The sequence below is a fragment of the Salipiger sp. CCB-MM3 genome (assembly GCF_001687105.1).
GTDB lineage: Bacteria > Pseudomonadota > Alphaproteobacteria > Rhodobacterales > Rhodobacteraceae > Salipiger.
Genome location: NZ_CP014596.1, coordinates 239,303 through 255,594, shown reverse-complemented (window position 1 = coordinate 255,594; position 16,292 = coordinate 239,303). Strand labels below are relative to the sequence as shown.

General features: G+C 65.1%; 11 protein-coding genes and 1 tRNA gene. 10 read left to right on the top strand and 2 right to left on the bottom strand.

Annotated features, from left to right (window positions below; genetic code table 11):
• Window positions 1-429: 429 nt before the first annotated feature.
• The 8 genes from AYJ57_RS15115 to AYJ57_RS15075 all read left to right on the top strand — a co-directional run bounded on the left by AYJ57_RS15115 (window position 430) and on the right by AYJ57_RS15075 (window position 10,319).
• Window positions 430-1,770: a phospholipase D family protein gene (locus tag AYJ57_RS15115; protein ID WP_066107731.1), complete on the top strand. Its 1,341-nt coding sequence runs from the start codon at window positions 430-432 to the stop codon at window positions 1,768-1,770.
• 179 nt (window positions 1,771-1,949) lie between these two features.
• Entirely contained in the window at window positions 1,950-2,372 is a 423-nt protein-coding gene (locus AYJ57_RS15110; RefSeq protein WP_066107728.1) for a cytochrome c, read from the top strand.
• 1,204 nt (window positions 2,373-3,576) lie between these two features.
• A protein-coding gene (locus AYJ57_RS15100) for an IS3 family transposase (RefSeq protein ID WP_157374189.1) occupies window positions 3,577-4,706 on the top strand; the annotation gives its coding sequence in 2 pieces (ribosomal slippage) (window positions 3,577-3,841 and window positions 3,841-4,706; 1,131 coding nt in all).
• 52 nt (window positions 4,707-4,758) lie between these two features.
• Window positions 4,759-5,391, top strand: coding sequence for an ABC transporter permease (locus AYJ57_RS15095; RefSeq protein WP_066107725.1), 633 nt, complete (start codon window positions 4,759-4,761; stop codon window positions 5,389-5,391).
• Window positions 5,384-6,199 carry an ABC transporter permease gene (locus AYJ57_RS15090; RefSeq protein WP_066107724.1) on the top strand — a complete coding sequence of 272 codons (816 nt, stop codon included), beginning with the start codon at window positions 5,384-5,386 and terminating at the stop codon, window positions 6,197-6,199. The genes AYJ57_RS15095 and AYJ57_RS15090 overlap by 8 nt, the downstream gene beginning before the upstream one ends.
• A gap of 31 nt (window positions 6,200-6,230) precedes the next feature.
• Window positions 6,231-7,640 carry a M24 family metallopeptidase gene (locus AYJ57_RS15085; RefSeq protein WP_066107722.1) on the top strand — a complete coding sequence of 470 codons (1,410 nt, stop codon included), beginning with the start codon at window positions 6,231-6,233 and terminating at the stop codon, window positions 7,638-7,640.
• Window positions 7,637-8,299 carry a flavin reductase family protein gene (locus AYJ57_RS15080; RefSeq protein WP_066107719.1) on the top strand — a complete coding sequence of 221 codons (663 nt, stop codon included), beginning with the start codon at window positions 7,637-7,639 and terminating at the stop codon, window positions 8,297-8,299. Before AYJ57_RS15085 ends, AYJ57_RS15080 begins: the two co-directional genes overlap by 4 nt.
• A gap of 367 nt (window positions 8,300-8,666) precedes the next feature.
• The gene (locus AYJ57_RS15075) at window positions 8,667-10,319 is read left to right on the top strand and encodes an FMN-binding glutamate synthase family protein (RefSeq protein ID WP_066107717.1); all 1,653 of its coding nucleotides are present in this window, start codon (window positions 8,667-8,669) and stop codon (window positions 10,317-10,319) included.
• A 391-nt stretch (window positions 10,320-10,710) separates the two neighbouring features.
• On the opposite strand, the gene AYJ57_RS15070 is transcribed toward AYJ57_RS15075, so the two are convergent.
• Window positions 10,711-10,785: transfer RNA gene (locus tag AYJ57_RS15070), tRNA-Phe, on the bottom strand.
• Between the two features lie 151 nt (window positions 10,786-10,936).
• On the opposite strand from AYJ57_RS15070, the gene mnmH reads away from it, so the two are divergent.
• On the top strand, window positions 10,937-11,995 hold the full coding sequence (gene mnmH, locus AYJ57_RS15065; protein ID WP_066110355.1) for a tRNA 2-selenouridine(34) synthase MnmH: 1,059 nt from the start codon (window positions 10,937-10,939) through the stop codon (window positions 11,993-11,995).
• On the opposite strand, the gene selD is transcribed toward mnmH, so the two are convergent.
• Window positions 11,977-14,136: a selenide, water dikinase SelD gene (selD, locus tag AYJ57_RS15060; RefSeq protein WP_066107715.1), complete on the bottom strand. Its 2,160-nt coding sequence runs from the start codon at window positions 14,134-14,136 to the stop codon at window positions 11,977-11,979. The genes mnmH and selD overlap by 19 nt on opposite strands.
• A gap of 430 nt (window positions 14,137-14,566) precedes the next feature.
• Between selD and rpsA the strand changes: the two genes are divergently transcribed.
• A complete protein-coding gene (gene rpsA / locus AYJ57_RS15055; protein ID WP_066107712.1) occupies window positions 14,567-16,243 on the top strand; it encodes a 30S ribosomal protein S1 in 1,677 nt (558 codons plus the stop codon).
• Window positions 16,244-16,292: the final 49 nt, after the last annotated feature.

Below are 16,292 nucleotides of genomic sequence, written 5' to 3'. Positions count from 1 at the left end.
ATCACTGATCTGGATCAATGATTTCCCAAGGCGTTGCATCCGCCGCGGCGGGAAGATTGTTCTTCAATATATGTTTTTGAAAAGTTTTCGTTCTTTCAATGCTATGCCAAGGGAAGTATGGGCATGGGCTTGCGTTTCTCGGAAACCTCAAGAATTGTGTCATCGCGAGTGCGCGTCCAATTTTGCGCACGGCGGCGATCATTGGCCAAGCGTAATTCTCCATTTGGTTGTTCATTATTCAATTTTTTCCCTCCAAAAGTGTTCTTGCGACTCCTGTTCCCCTCCCTCCTCTGTGCCTGCACCCATGTCCCTTTCGATGCCCCTCGAGAGGTCCTTCCTCAGGAGCGAGCCGCGCCGCCCCCAACGATCGAGACGCAGGTCACTGCTGCTACCTCGGGGCGCGGCGGGCAGACGGCCTTCTACCCTCTGGTGGCCGGAAACGACGCGCTCGGCGCCCGGCTGTCGCTGATCGCCGCCGCCGAGCGCCAGATCGATATCCAGACCTTCCTAATCAAACCGGACCGCGCAGCAGCGCTGATCTCGCTCGCGCTGATCGAGGCGGCGGACCGGGGCGTGAATGTGCGCTTGCTGGTCGATGACGTCTTCACCACCGCGAGCGATGCGCAGATCGCCTATCTTGCGGCGCATCCGCGGATCTCGGTGCGGCTGTTCAACCCGCTCTCGCGGCAGAGTCCCAAGGCCATGAACTACCTGCTCGATTTCGGACGGGTGAACCGGCGGATGCACAACAAGGCCTTCATCGTCGATCGCGGCGTGGCGGTGATCGGCGGGCGCAACATCGCCGACGAGTATTACCAGGTCGACACGACCACAGAGTTTGCCGATTTCGATCTCTTCATGGCCGGACCGGCGGTGACCGACCTCACCCGCGCCTTCGAGACCTTCTGGAACGACCGCTGGTCCGTGCCCGCCGGAGCGTTCTGGCCCGAAGAAGTCGATCCGGGGGAGGTGCGCGCGGCGCTCGAGGTACGGGCACAGGCCGGCGCCGCTGGAATCTACCGCCACGCCATGAGCTCAACCTACCTGCAGGAGCTGCGCAGCGGCGCGGTCCCGGCGACATGGGGTCGCGCGCGGGTGGTCTCGGACCTGCCGCAGAAACTGCGCCTGCCGCCGGGACCGGGCGCGCGCCGCGTCGCCGACGCGTTGATACAGCGCCTGTCGGCAGCGCAAACGCAGGTCACGGTTGTCAGCCCCTATTTCGTGCCCCGCGCCTGGGGCGCTGACCTCTTCACCGAGCTCGCGCAGCGCGGCGTGCGTGTGCGGATCGTGACCAACTCGCTGGCGGCGAACAACCACGCCTACGTCCACGGCGGCTACATGCGACACCGCAAGACCCTGCTGGAGGCCGGGGTCGAGCTTTACGAGGTGCGCGCGGACGTGCTCGAGCAGCTCGGCGAAACCGCCCCCGGCTCGGGCACACAGCTTACCATGCACACCAAGCTGATCATCATCGACGACGACACGAGCTTCGTCGGGTCACTGAATTTCGATCCGCGCTCAATCAACCTCAACTCCGAGATGGGCGTCTTCATCGAGGGCCGCCCCGCCGCCCGAGGCTTCCTGTCGGCCATCGAGGAGGACCTGAAGAGATACGCTTTCCGCCTGTCGCAGAGCGAGGCGGGCGAATTGCGCTGGACGTGGTCGTACGGGGGAAGGACCGAGATCTACTCGGCTGATCCCGGTGCCTCCGTCCTGCGCAAGGCAACGGCGGGAATTTCCGCGCTCCTGCCAATCGAGGGACAGCTCTGACCACGAGAGGAGGCGTGCCAGAGCCGAAGCCCGCATCTACCGCTCTGCACCTGCCATGAGAAGGAGATTGCCATGAAAACCGTCGCCTTTACCGCAGCTCTGGCCTTCGCGCTGCCTGCTGGCTTCGCCGTGCTGGCGACGAGAGCGCGACCGGGGTCGTCAAGGAACGGATGGAGCGTATGGAACGCTTCGAAGAGCTGATCGACCGGGTTTTTGCCATGATGCATGGCGAGCTGTCCTACGATCCATGGGCAGTCCGCAGTGCCGCAGAGGAGATCATGCAGGGCGCGGGCCGACATCTGACCGACCTCTTCCCGCAGGGCTCGGGCGGCGCGCCCAGCGAAGCGGAGGACGCCATATGGTGGGATTTCGGAACCTTCGCCCATTTCGCCGAGATGCTGGAAGGATGGTCGCGGGAGCTCGCGGCACAGGCCAGCACACCGGCAAGGGGCAGACTGCCGAAACGCTGGGAAGACGCCCAGATGGGCCCGGGCATGATGCAGGGAGGCGGGATGATGCGCGGCAGCGGATCGGTCTCTGCCGCGTGGCATGTGGCGGCCACCTGCAACGCCTGCCACGCGGCCTTCCGAGAGGCGGACTGATAGAATTCGGACGAAGTCCCGCGCACGCTCAGCTCGCCCGAGCCGGCTGCTGGGCTTGGGGCGACGCCGCCCCGGGGAAGCAATGCCAAACGTGCGGGTCACTTATGTGCGCCGACATAGGTGCAATGTTCGGCGCCGATTGAGACGCAATTCACCTTCAGAAACCGTGCGGCACGTTGAAATGTTCGCCGTTACATAGCGTGTGACTGTTGCGAGCCAGCGGATGGAACGGCAAGTCTGGGCTCGGAGGGGCCGATCGCTGCGCTCCGCCTGAAAGGCGGCTTCCGGTGGGTTAATCGAGCCTGCAAGGACCGCTTCCTGCGCATAGCCGCCCTGTCGAAGAGATCGCTCGTACAGAAGTCTTTGCGCGCGGTTTTGAACGAGCCTCACAATGCCACCGATCTTTCAGTCGCCTGGTGACTGATGGAGTTGCTGATCATGATGATGGCGCTGGCATAGGGCCTGGCTGCCCTCGGAGGAGGCGGCGCGCCATGGCTCTGGGGATACTGGCTAGACGCGTCGCGATACGCGCACCCACTCACGAACACGCACCAACGCACGAGACCAATTCATGCGCCCCATGCACGCCTCATTTGGCGCGTGACGCCAAAGGGCAACAGATTCCCGCAAGACAACAGCGCGTTGTGACGCGAGGGGCGCATTAGACCTTCCCCTAGGGGGGCGCATGTGCAGCGCTGCTTGCGTGCCCGGTGTGGGTGCAGGCGGGCCCTGTGATGGCGCTTCTTGAGCTTTGTTGCCGTGCGGCGGGGCGTGTGCGGCAGGTGCAGCAAATGGCGGGACGGTCCGCAACGCGGACCAAGGGTGGGTGATGATGCTGCGCCTGCGAACCGGAGGTCTGCCTTGCGGACTGGCGCCCCACGCGGTGCGGGGCCAATCACTCAGGTCGGTGTGCGCCACACGATGGTGCACATTCAGGGTTTTGGTCTCATTTCAATTGACGCCATATCCTCAGATCATCCATAATAATAAACATCATCAATAACTTACCTCGGTATCCTACCGCCCCAGCCAATTAAGATTCCCCTGAAAAATCATACGGTTAGCGGCGGCAGGTCGAGCGCGTGTGTTACAAGCATGTGGTTGTAACGCACGGGGCAGAAGGCTTCTGAGCCAGCCCCTTTGAAGTGGTCCACCCACGAAGCCTGAAATCCGATAGGATTTCGGCGAACAGGAGGACTACGGAATGGCTGGAAAGCGTGAGAAGCCGGAAGACATTGTCACCAAGCTGCGTCAGGTCGAGGTGTTGCATGGCCAGGGCCTGTCGATGGCCGATGCGGTGCGGCAGATCGGGATATCGCAGCATACCTTTTACCGGTGGCGGAAGCAGTATGGTGGGATGAACCGGGCACAGTTGTCGCGGCTGAAGGAACTCGAGAAGGAGAACCTGAGGCTGCGGCGGGCGGTATCTGACCTGACGCTCGAGAAGCTGATCCTGACCGAGGCTGCCCAGGGAAACTTCTAAGCCCTTCGCGCCGCCGCGAATGCGTGGAGCATGTGTGCGAGACACTCGGCATCTCCGAACGCCGGGCCTGCCGGGTGCTCGGCCAACACCGCTCCACGCAGCGCAAGCCACCACAGGGCCGGGAAGACGAGGCGCGGCTGACCGCCGACGTCATCGATCTGGCCCGGGAGTATGGCCGCTACGGCTACCGCCGGGTCGCCGTGCTGCTGCGGCGTGCCGGCTGGCAGGTGAACCACAAGCGGGTGGCGCGCATTTGGCGGCGCGAAGGGCTCAAGGTCGTCCCACACAAGCAGAAGAAGCGCGGCAGGCTCTGGCTGGACGATGGCTCTTGCGTGCGGCTGAAGCCCGAGCACCCCAACCACGTCTGGTCCTACGACTTCGTGCAGGACCGGACCAGTGACGGCCGGACCTACCGGACGCTCAACATCCTCGATGAATATACGCGGGAGGCGTTAATGATCCGTGTCGACAGGCGACTGAACTCCACCGATGTCCTGGACGCCCTGACCGATCTCTTCATCCAGCGCGGCCCGCCGCGGTTCATCCGGTCCGACAACGGCCCGGAGTTCATCGCGCAGAAGGTGCGCGACTGGATCGAGCTGGTGGGGGCGAAGACCGCGTACATCGAGCCGGGGTCACCCTGGGAGAACGGTTATTGCGAGAGCTTCAACAGCAGGTTCAGGGACGAACTCCTCAATGGCGAGGTCTTCTACTCGTTGAGGGAGGCGCAAATCCTCATCGAACAATGGCGAAAGCACTACAACACCGCTCGGCCGCATAGCGCTCTTGGATATCGGACACCGGCACCGGAGACCTTCATCCCCATAGATCGAAGGCCGACCATGCATTAGCATTTAACCCGGACCACTCGATGGGGTCAGCTCACTGGCGCTGGGGGCGAAGGTGACCTTCTTCGTCTCGCTGGCGGCGCTGCCGCTGGTCATGCTCTATTGGCACGCGGGGAAACGTCTCCGCGGGCTGATCCTGATCTGCACGCTCTTGCCGATGCTGACCGCCAACGTGGTGCGCACCTTCGCCTGGGTCGTGCTTCTCGGGCGCAACGGACCGATCAGCCAGACGCTGCTCGGGCTCGGCCTCACCGAGCGCCCGTTCTCGCTGCTCTTCTCCGAGACCGGGCTGATCATCGCGCTGGTGCAGATCGAACTGCCGCTCCTGCTGCTGCCGGTCTTTGCCGTGCTCAACCGCGCCGATCGCAAGACGCTGGAGGCTGCCGAGGTGCTGGGAGCAGGCCGCTGGCGCGCCTGGTTCTCCGCGATCTTCCCGCAGATCATCCCCGCCGTGCTGGCGGGCTGGGTGCTGGTCTTCGCCTCCGCCACCACCTCTTACGTGACGCAGAGCGTCATCGGCGGTGCGCGGCTGATCTATCTTCCGCAATTCGTCTACCGCGAGGTCGGTGTACTCTTCCAATGGCCAATGGCCGCCGCGATCTCGATCCTTCTTCTGGCGTCCACCGGCGTCATCATGCTGGGCCTCACCATGCTCGCCCGTCACGAAAGGCTCCAAGGTCATGCTTGAGACACGCTCGAAGATCTCCACCGCCCTCTACTGGGCCTTCGTCTGGGGCTGCGGCCTTCTGGTGCTGGCCTTCATGATCGGCCCGATCCTGCTGGCGCTGTTGATGTCCTTCAACTCCGGCACGACGCTGCGTTTCCCGCCCGAGGGCTTCTCGCTGCGCTGGTACGAGCTCCTGTTCGACCCGATCGCCTCCGAGCCGATCCACACCGCCGCGAAGAACTCGATCGAGGTGGCGCTATCGACGGTCGCCGTGGTCACGCTGATCACCGCCCCCGCCGCCTGGGCGCTGGCACGCGCGCCGAAGCGCTTCGCCGGGTCGGTCGAGCCGGTGCTGCTGGCACCGCTGGTGCTGCCGAGCCTCGTCTACGCGCTCGCCGCGCTGCTGGCGCTGAGCCTTCTCGGCCTCGGCCCGTCCTTCCTCGCGGTGCTGATCGGCCACGCGGCGGTCTTCGCGCCGCTGATGTTCCGCACGGTGCTGGGCCTCGCGCAGCGCATGAACCCGGCGCTCGAGGAAGCCTCGGCCACGCTCGGCGCCAGCCGCGCCCGCACTTTCCTGCGCATCAGCCTGCCGGGCATCCTGCCCGGTATCCTCGCGGGCGCCTTCCTCGTCTTCATGCAGTCGCTCGACAACGTGTCGGTGACGCTCTTCCTCGGCGATCCGGGCCGGACCATGCTGCCGCTGCGCCTCTTTGCCATGCTCGAGGAAAGCCTCGACGGGCGGGTTGCCGCAGTCTCGGGCGTGCTGATCCTCGCCGCGGCCCTGCTGCTGGTCACCCTGCAACGCTTCGGCGGGCGCGATGCCCGCTGACCCCGAACTCCCTCACGGAAAGGACCTTCCCATGAACGCGCACAGCTCCGGCGCCCGGCCGTCCATCGAAAGCCTGCTCGGCGATTTCGCCCCCGACTTCGACTTCACCCCGGCGATGCCGATCCCGGCGGAGGAATACGCCGAGCGGATGCGCAAGCTGAAGCGCGAGGCGGTCTCTGCCGGGCTCGACGCCGTCGTCGTGCATTGCGACAGCGTCGGCTGGTTCCACGCGGCGCATGCCTACCTGCGCTACCTCTGCGACTGGATGCGCGAGGGCGTGCTGATCGTGCCGATGGACGAGGACAAGGAGCCGGTGCTGCTGTCGTTCTTCACCCAGTCGGTAATCCTGCCGCCGGGCGGCGAGCCGGTCGGCGTGGACCGCATCCTGCAGATCGGCGCCGTGGGCCGTGAATACGCCGACATCCCCGGCGACTCGGGTGCCATGACGATGCAGGCGCTGGTTGGTATCCTGGGTGAGCTGAAGGCCGACAATATAGGCTTCATCGGTGACAAGCGCTCGGCCGGGTTCCGCGCCGCGCTGGTGTCCGAGATGCCCAAGGCGAAAATCTCCGACCAACACGGCATCCTCGACCGCATGCAGCGCAACCGTACGCCCGCCGAGATCGCCCAGTTCCGCACCGCCGCACAGCTGATCAGCATCGCGACGCAGGCGGCCTATCATGTCGCCCGCCCCGGCGTGACCGACTACGAAATCTACGCCGCCTTCACCCTCGCTCAGATGGCCCGCGGCGGCGAGACCGGCGACGGCTACCAGATCGGCGCCAACGAATGGGGCACCCATTGCGGCAAGCCCTACGGCCATGTCATGCGCAAGGGCGATCTCGCCAACCTCTACGTGTCGAACGTCACCTATCAAGGCTACACCGCCCAGACCGCGCGCATGTTCGCCTTCGGCGCGCTGACCGACCGGCAGGAGTTGGTGCTGGACGCCTGCACCCGCGGCGTGAAGGCCGCCGAGAAACTGATCCGCCCCGGCACGCTGATCCGCGACCTGAACAACGCCGCATTCGACAGCTACATCGAGGCCGGCCTGCTGAAGGACGCCGAGGCCCGCACCATGCCCTACAACTCGCGCACCGCCGACGATGGCGGCCCGCGCGAGATCCCGCGCCAATATGTCCCCGACGCCGATTACGAGGCGCAGGGCCGCAAACTGATGCATGTCTACCCGGCGACCTTCGGCCCGCATAACCCCAACCTCGGCCACTCGGTCGGCATGGCGGGCGGGCAGAATGCCTTTAATATCTCCTCGCACAACTATGACAGGCTGGAAGAGGGCATGGTCTTCGTCCTGCACACGCAATGGCTTGAACCCATGTCCGCAGGCTGCAACATCGGTGATATGTATGTCGTGACCGCCGACGGGTTCGAAAACCTCTCGCGCCACACGCCCCTCGAGACGCACCGGATCCCCGCATGAAAGATCAGACGATGACCAGCCACGCCTTCGACTTCGCCGAGCTGACGCCGAAGCAGCGCTACAAGCTGCTGATCGGCACGGTGATCCCGCGCCCCATCGCGCTGATCACCACCCTGTCGGAGGACGGCACGCCCAACGCGGGCTCCTTCAGCTTTTTCAACATCCTCACCCATGATCCGGCGATCATGGCGGTGGGGATCGAGCACAAGCCCGACGGCACCCCCAAGGACACGGCGGCGAACATCCTCGCCACCGGCGAGTTCACCGTCCACATCTCGGACCATGCGCTCGTCGACCAGATGGAGATCTGCTCAATCAAATTCCCCGCGGATGTCGACGAGCTCGCCCTTGCGGGGCTCGAAACCGCACCCGGAGAGACCGTGCGCAGCCCGCGCATCCTCGCCGCCCCCGCCGCCTTCGAGTGCCATCTGGTGCAGACGGTCCCGGTCAGCCCCGCGCGCACCATCGTGCTGGGCGAGGTCAAGCGCATGTTCGTGCGCGAGACGCTGGTGGACCCGGAAACCCATTACGTCGACCAGATCGGCATCGACGCCGTCGGGCGTCTCGGCGGCCACCTCTACGCGCGTCAGGTCGACCAGTTCGAGCGTGTGACGCCGACGGTGGAGGAATTCGTGAGCGTGTCGGAGAAGGCGGGCTGAGTCTGGTTCGGAAGCGGCTCCAAGAGCTCCTTATCACCTATTCGACGGTCGAGAATGTGGGCCTCAAAAGTTCATGCAGTAAGCCCGCAGCCGGCCTTGCTGCGGTGACGTCCCGGGCTCTGTTAAGGAAGCGGTCCTGTTCAGTTTCTGGCGGAAATATGCTGAGCGCGGCGAGAGCCTAGGCTTCTTCGCTTGTGAATGGTCGTTTTCGTTGCGGGTTCGATGTTTCTACTGCCAAACAACGGGTCAGTGCTCAGCTTCGCTAATTTTCGCTGCGCTTCGCGGTTTTCTGCCTTCGCCGGGTTGAGAAGCCGCGCGTCAGTGCACATGGTGAGACCAAGTAAATCGCACCGACGCAGAGACCCGCATGGCTTTTCCCGCACGCTACACCCCGCTTGCCCTGACCGGCATTGCCACCCTTGCCAGCACCACCGCCGCGATCGCGCTCAGCCCGGCTTGGCTGCCGGTGGCGCTCGCCACCGGTGCGCTGACCGCGCTTGGCGCGCGCGACCTGACGCAGAAACGCCACTCGGTGCTGCGCAACTACCCGGTTATTGGCCATATGCGGTTCCTTCTGGAATCAATCCGCCCGGAGATCCGCCAGTACATGCTGGAGAGCGATCGCGACGAGGAGCCGTTTTCGCGCGAGTCCCGTGCGCTGGTCTACCAGCGCGCCAAGGGCGTAGAGGACAAGCGCCCCTTCGGCACCACAGAGAACGTCTACAGCTCGGGCTATGCCTGGATCACCCATTCGGCGGCCCCGGTGCATATCACCGACAGCGACTTCCGCGTCGAGATCGGCGGTCCGGACTGCCGACAGCCCTATGCCGCGTCGCTGTTCAACATCTCGGCCATGAGCTTCGGCTCGCTCTCGGCCAATGCGATCCTTGCGCTGAACACCGGCGCCAAGAAGGGCGGGTTTGCGCATGACACCGGCGAGGGCTCGGTGTCGAAATACCACCGCGAAGGCGGAGGCGACCTGATTTTCCAGGTGGCCTCGGGCTACTTCGGCTGCCGCAATGACGATGGCAGCTTCTCGCCCGAGAAGTTTCGCACTCAGGCGGCCGACCCGCAGGTGAAGATGATCGAGCTAAAGCTCAGTCAGGGCGCCAAGCCCGGCCATGGCGGCATGCTTCCGGCGGCGAAGATCACCCCGGAGATTTCCGAGGCGCGCGGCATCCCCATGGACCGCGACTGCATCTCTCCGGCGGCGCACCCGAGCTTTTCGACCCCGAAGGGCATGATGGAATTCATCGGCCAGCTGCGCACGCTCTCGGAGGGCAAGCCGGTGGGCTTCAAGCTCTGCATCGGGCATCGGCGTGAGTTCATGTGCATGGTGAAGGCGATGCTCGAGACGGGGATCGTGCCCGATTTCATCGTGGTGGACGGCAGCGAGGGCGGCACCGGCGCGGCCCCGCTGGAGTTTGCCAACCGGGTCGGCATGCCGATGCTCGAGGGGCTGAGCTTCGTCAACGCGACCCTGCGCGGCGCGGGGCTGCGGGAACAGGTCAAAGTCGGCGCGGCGGGCAAGATCACCTCGGCCTTCCACATCGCGCGGGCGCTCGCGCTCGGCGCGGATTGGTGCAACTCGGCGCGCGGCTACATGTTCTCCATCGGTTGCATCCAGGCCCAGGCGTGTCACACCAATAAATGCCCGGTGGGCATCGCCACGCAGGATCCCAAGCGCTCGCGGGCGCTCGACGTGGGCGACAAATCCGACCGTGTGGCGCGCTACCATGCCAACACCATGCGGGCCTTGGGCGAGCTTGCCGGCGCGGCGGGGCTCACCCATCCGATCGACTTCCGCCCGTATCACTTCATGTTCCGCGAGAAGGACAACACCTTCACCGACGGCAATGTGGCCTATCCCTACGTGCCGAACGGCTTCCTGATCTCGGGCGAGATCATTCCCGAACTGGAAGAGTGGCACGAACGCTGGTCGCGCGCCTCGGCGGACAGTTTCAAGACTGACAAGATCCCCGAGGGCCCCTTCGACGTGCCCGCGGCGCGCGTCGCCTGAGGGCGCAGCGGATCGGCACTCGCTGAGCCGTCAGCTCTTCATCGCGAGTTCAAGCGGTACCTCGTCGCGCGCCCTTCCGAGTTGGCTGCCACCCAAACCAGCGTGGCGCCAGCGCCCGAGGTCTTCATCTCCATGGATCGAAGGCCGACCATGCATTATCATTTAACCCGGACGACTCGATGCGGTCAGCTCAGATATCTCAGGCGACTTAGCGGAGAGCAAGGTAGTCCGCGGGCGTATGCTTCCCTGAGTTCTCGGCGCGAAGGCCATGGCCCAAATTGCCATGGATCGATGCACACCTTGCGGCTACAATACCCGCAGTCCCGGGCATCGAGAAAAAGAAGTAAACTATCCGCCAGTTTCCCTGATTACTTATTTTTCTGAGAAATTATGGTGCCCGGGGGCGGAATCGAACCACCGACACGAGGATTTTCAATCCACTGCTCTACCCCTGAGCTACCCGGGCACTGGGTGAAGGGCGCTGCCCCTCGGGTGAGGCGGGGTTTAGTCGAGCCGTTGGGGAGTGTCCAGAGGGTTTTGTCGAAAAAATTCACTTCCCCTTGCGGCAGCGCAAATCGCGCTTTCTTCACTGCCCGCAGCGCGCTACCAACTGCGCCATGCCTCGCAAGATCACCCAGCTCTCCGAGTTTCTCCGCCACGGCTGCGACACCGTCATCGACGTGCGCAGCCCGGCTGAATTTGCCGAGGATCATGTCCCCGGAGCGATCAATCTTCCTGTGCTCGACAATGAAGAGCGCGCGCGTGTCGGCACCATATACAAGCAGCAGTCGCCGTTTCTGGCGCGCAAGCTTGGCGCGGCGCTGGTCTTCCGCAATGCCGCCGCGCATATCGAGGGGCCCTTGGCGCATCACGAAGGCGGGTGGAAGCCGCTGGTCTACTGCTGGCGCGGCGGGCAGCGGTCCGGCTCTTTCACCTATCTACTGCAACAGATCGGCTGGCGGGCCGAGTATGTCGAGGGCGGCTATCGCACATTTCGGCGTCTGGTGACCGAGGCGCTCTACGACTCGGCGCTGCCGGTGAAGTTGATCCAGCTTGGCGGCTATACGGGCACCGCAAAGACCGCGCTCTTGCCGAAGCTCGCGGCGCGCGGTGTTCAGGTGATCGATCTTGAGGGTCTTGCACGCCACCGGGGCTCGCTGCTGGGCGATATGCCGGGCGGGCAGCCGAGCCAGAAATGGTTCGAGACACAGCTGGTGCAAGCGCTCGACGGGCTCGATCCCGCGCGGCCGGTTCTAGTGGAGGCCGAGAGCAGCAAGATCGGACAGCTGCTCATTCCGCCCGCGATCTGGGAGGCGATGAAGCTCGCGCCGTGGGTCGAGGTGGCCGCGCCGCTCGAGGCACGTGCGGCCTATCTGGGGGCCGCCTATGACGACATCTGGTCTGACGGGGCGGCGCTCAAGGATAAGCTCTCGCCGCTGCGCTATCACCGGGGGCACGAGCTTATCGACCGCTGGGAGGCGATGATCGACAGCGGGGATCGGCGCGCGCTCGCCGCGTCGCTGGCGGCGGATCATTATGACCCGGCCTATGAGAAGTCGATGCGCGCCATGACGCCGACGGTGCTGGAACGGTTCGAGACGCCCGCGCTCGACGATGCGGCGCTTGAGGCGCTGGCGGACCGGATGGCGGAGCGGCTTCAGACCATCTCGATCTGACCCGAGCGGTCGGTGATTTCGCCGATCTCCACTGCCGGGAAGCCGGCAGCACGAAGCTGCTGCAGGCACTGCGTGACGTCGCCGCTTACTGCGGCGAGCAGCCCGCCAGCGGTTTGCGGATCGAACATCAGGTCCGGCCTCGGTCCCATCGGCTGGAACGGCAGGGCGGCGCGGTTCTTGGGGTAGAGCGTCGAGGCATGGCCCGCCGCCGACAGCTCCTCGGCGCCCGGCAGCAGCGGCACCTTATCCATGTGCAGCCGCGCGCCGACGCCCGAGGCGCTGCAGATATTCTGCAGATGCCCGGCGAGGCCGAAGCCGGTGACATCGGTCATCGCGCTGGCGCCGCGCAGGATCTCGGCGGCTTTGCCTTGCGGCTTGGTCATATGCGCGAGCGCGGCAGCCACCCAAGCGCCCTTTGCCGCGCCCGCCATTTCCGCGGCCATGATGACGCCGGTGCCGATCGGCTTGGTCAGGATCAGCGTGTCGCCGGGGCGGGCACCGGCGAGGGTGATCGGCGCGGCGTCGCACAGGCCGGTAATTGTAAGGCCGATGCTAAGCTCGTCGCCCATAGCGGAATGACCGCCGACCAGCTCGGCCCCCTCGGCGCGCAGGATCCCGGTGATCGCGCCGAGGCATTCGGTGAGCGTGCGCTCGGCCAACGGTTCGGACATGCGGGGCAGCGTGAGGCTTGCCACGGCGGCCTGCGGCGCAGCGCCCATTGCCCAGATGTCTCCGAGCGCGTGCACACAGGTAATGCGGGCCATGACCTCGGGGTCCTCAATGAAGGCGCGCAGGTGATCGACGGTCATCACCTGCCGCTGTCCGCCGGTGAGCAGCAAGGCCGCGTCGTCGCCGGGCAGGGCGGTGACATCGGGGCGGATCGGAGCGGGCAGGGTCGACAGCGCCGAGGCCAGCGCGTCGCGCCCCACCTTGGCGCCGCAGCCGCCGCACATGGGTTTGGTGCCGAGCGCCTCTTCCATGCCGTCCGCGTGATGACGGGGCAGGGCGGGGGCGGTCATCTTCGGCAGCTCGTCAAACTTGCGCATGAACTTGCGGTCGATGTGATCCTTCCAGCGCCACATCAGCGGGCCGGAGAGTGCCAGCCCGCCCTTGTCGGCCAGCGCCGATTTGCGCCCAAGGGAGATCAGCTTGAGATAGTCGCGCTGCGGCCGGTAGCGGCGCAGATCGCCGCGGCCTTCGAGCGTGGCACGCAGGTTGTCCAGCAGCACCGGGGCCTCGCGCACGGCAAACACCCCGGCCTTGGGGCGCGGGGTTTGGGTGAGATGCGCGCAGTCCCCGGCGGCGAAAATGGCTGGATCGGAGCTTTGCAAGCTGGGCGCGACCTTGATGAAGCCGTCGTGCAGATCGAGGCCCGTCTGCTGCAGCCATCCCTGCGCCCGCGCGCCAGCCGCGCCGGTGATGAAACCGGCGGTAATCTCGGTGCCATCCGTGAGGCGCAGGCCGGTGGCGGTGACCTCGGTGATGTCGGCCCCCTCGTGCAGCGTGACGCCCTGCGATGCGAGCGCGGCGCGGGCCTTGCTGGCGGCGGTGGGGCGCAGCGCGGTCAGCGCCGTGCCGCGCTCAATCAGATGCACCTGCGCCGCGCGCCCGCGCTGCCCGAGCGCGAAGGCCATGGCGCAGGCCAGTTCAGCGCCTGCCACACCGCCACCGATCACTGCTACCGCAGCGGGTCCTTCCTTGTCGCGATAGGCCTCCCATGCGGTTGCGAAAGGTCCGAGCGGTTTTGCTGGGAAAGCGTGTTCGGCGAAGCCGGGCACGTCGGGCATGGCCGAGGTGATGCCGATGTTCACCGAGGCCACGTCGAACCCGATGGGCGCGCGGCCAGCCACATGCACCTGCCGGGCGGCGCGGTCGAGGTCGGTAACGGCGCCCAACACCACGCGCGCGCCAGCAAAGCGCGCCAGTTTCACCAGATCGATGTCGAGATCGTCGCGCCCGTAATGTCCGGCAACAAACCCGGGCAGCATGCCCGAATAGGGCGCGGTGGGGCCGGGGTTGATCAGCGTCACCCGCGCGCCGGGCAGCGGATCCATGCCCCACATCCGCAGCAGCAGCGCATGGGAATGGCCGCCGCCAATGAGGACGAGATCGCGGGTGAGGGGAAGGTTGGGCGCGCGCATGGCTCTCTCCGGCTGGTCGCAGGCCGTGTAGCACGGCTGGGCGGCGGAGGGGGAGGGGTTGCGGGCCCCGTGCAGTGGTTTGCAGTGGTTTGATGTCGCGCAGCTTTTGCTCGCAGCGCGGGTCTTGGGGGCGCTGCCCCCGACCGCGCGGGGCGCGGTCTCCCCCGGCGTATTTGCAAAGAGAAGAAGCGGCGGCCGGCGGCGAGAGGGGGCGCGCGGCGGTGCCAGAAGGGCTTTTGGCTTGATCTGCGGCGGTGCAGGGGCTATATCGCGCGCGTCAAGCAAGGCACCACACGCCGCGGACCAAAGACGGGCAGGGTCGGGTAACCGGCCCTCTTTGTCATATGCGGATCGCCCGAAAGACCAATCCGAAGACCGGTGGAGACAACCACCCGGCCAGCAAAACCGATGTAAAGGACATATACGCCACATGGCAAACGCAACCATGGAGGAATTCGAAGCCCTCCTTACCGAAAGCTTCGAAATGGACACCCCCGAAGAGGGGTCCGTTGTTAAAGGCAAGGTCATCGCAATTGAAGCGGGCCAGGCCATCATCGACGTCGGCTACAAGATGGAAGGCCGCGTTGAGCTGAAAGAATTCGCAAACCCCGGCGAAGCCCCCGAGATCTCGGTCGGCGACGAAGTCGAGGTTTACCTGCGCGCAGCTGAAAACGCCCGCGGCGAAGCCGTGATCAGCCGCGAGATGGCCCGCCGCGAAGAGGCATGGGACCGTCTCGAGAAGGCCTACGCCGACGACGCCCGCGTCGAAGGTGCGATCTTCGGCCGCGTCAAAGGTGGCTTCACCGTCGACCTCGGCGGCGCTGTTGCCTTCCTGCCCGGCAGCCAGGTTGACGTCCGCCCCGTGCGCGACGCAGGCCCGCTCATGGGTCTCAAGCAGCCGTTCCAGATCCTCAAGATGGACCGTCGTCGCGGCAATATCGTTGTCTCGCGTCGTGCAATCCTCGAGGAATCGCGCGCCGAGCAGCGTGCGGAAGTCATCGCCAACCTCACCGAAGGCCAGACGGTCGACGGTGTGGTCAAGAACATCACCGAATACGGTGCGTTCGTTGACCTGGGCGGCGTGGACGGCCTGCTGCACGTCACCGACATGGCATGGCGCCGTGTGAACCACCCGTCGGAGATCCTGTCGATCGGCGAGACCGTCAAGGTCCAGGTCATCAAGATCAACAAAGAGACCCACCGTATCAGCCTCGGCATGAAGCAGCTGCAGGAAGATCCGTGGGATCTGGTGGCTGTGAAGTACCCGCTGAGCACGGTGCACACCGGCCGCGTGACCAACATCACCGATTACGGCGCCTTCGTGGAGCTGGAGCCGGGCGTCGAAGGTCTGGTTCACGTGTCGGAAATGTCCTGGACCAAGAAGAACGTCCACCCGGGCAAGATCGTCTCGACCTCGCAAGAAGTCGAAGTCATGGTTCTCGAGATCGATCCCGCGAAGCGTCGCGTTTCGCTCGGCCTCAAGCAGACCATGCGCAACCCGTGGGAAGTGTTCTCCGAGACTCACCCGGAAGGGACCGAGGTCGAGGGCGAGGTCAAGAACATCACCGAATTCGGTCTGTTCATCGGCCTGCCCGGCGAGATCGACGGCATGGTTCACCTTTCGGACCTGTCTTGGGATCAGCGCGGCGAGGAAGCCATCCAGGAGTACCGCAAAGGCGACGTGGTCAAGGCCGTTGTCACCGAAGTGGACACCGACAAAGAGCGTATCTCGCTCTCGATCAAGGCACTCGGCGGCGACAAGTTCGCTGACGCGGTTGGCGGCGTGAAGCGCGGCTCGATCGTGACCGTCGAAGTGACCGCGATCGAAGATGGCGGCATCGAGGTGGAATACGAAGGCATGAAGTCCTTCATCCGCCGTTCGGACCTGTCGCGTGACCGCGCAGAGCAGCGCCCCGAGCGCTTCTCGGTTGGCGACAAGCTCGACGTCCGCGTCACCAACATCGACAGCAAGACCCGTCGTCTGGGCCTGTCGATCAAGGCACGCGAGATCGCCGAAGAGAAAGAAGCCGTGGAACAGTACGGCTCGTCCGACTCCGGCGCATCGCTGGGCGACATCCTCGGCGCAGCTCTGAAGCGCGACGAGTAAGCCTCGCGCTTGCAATGAGACAAAGAAGGCCCCGGGAGACCGGGGCCTT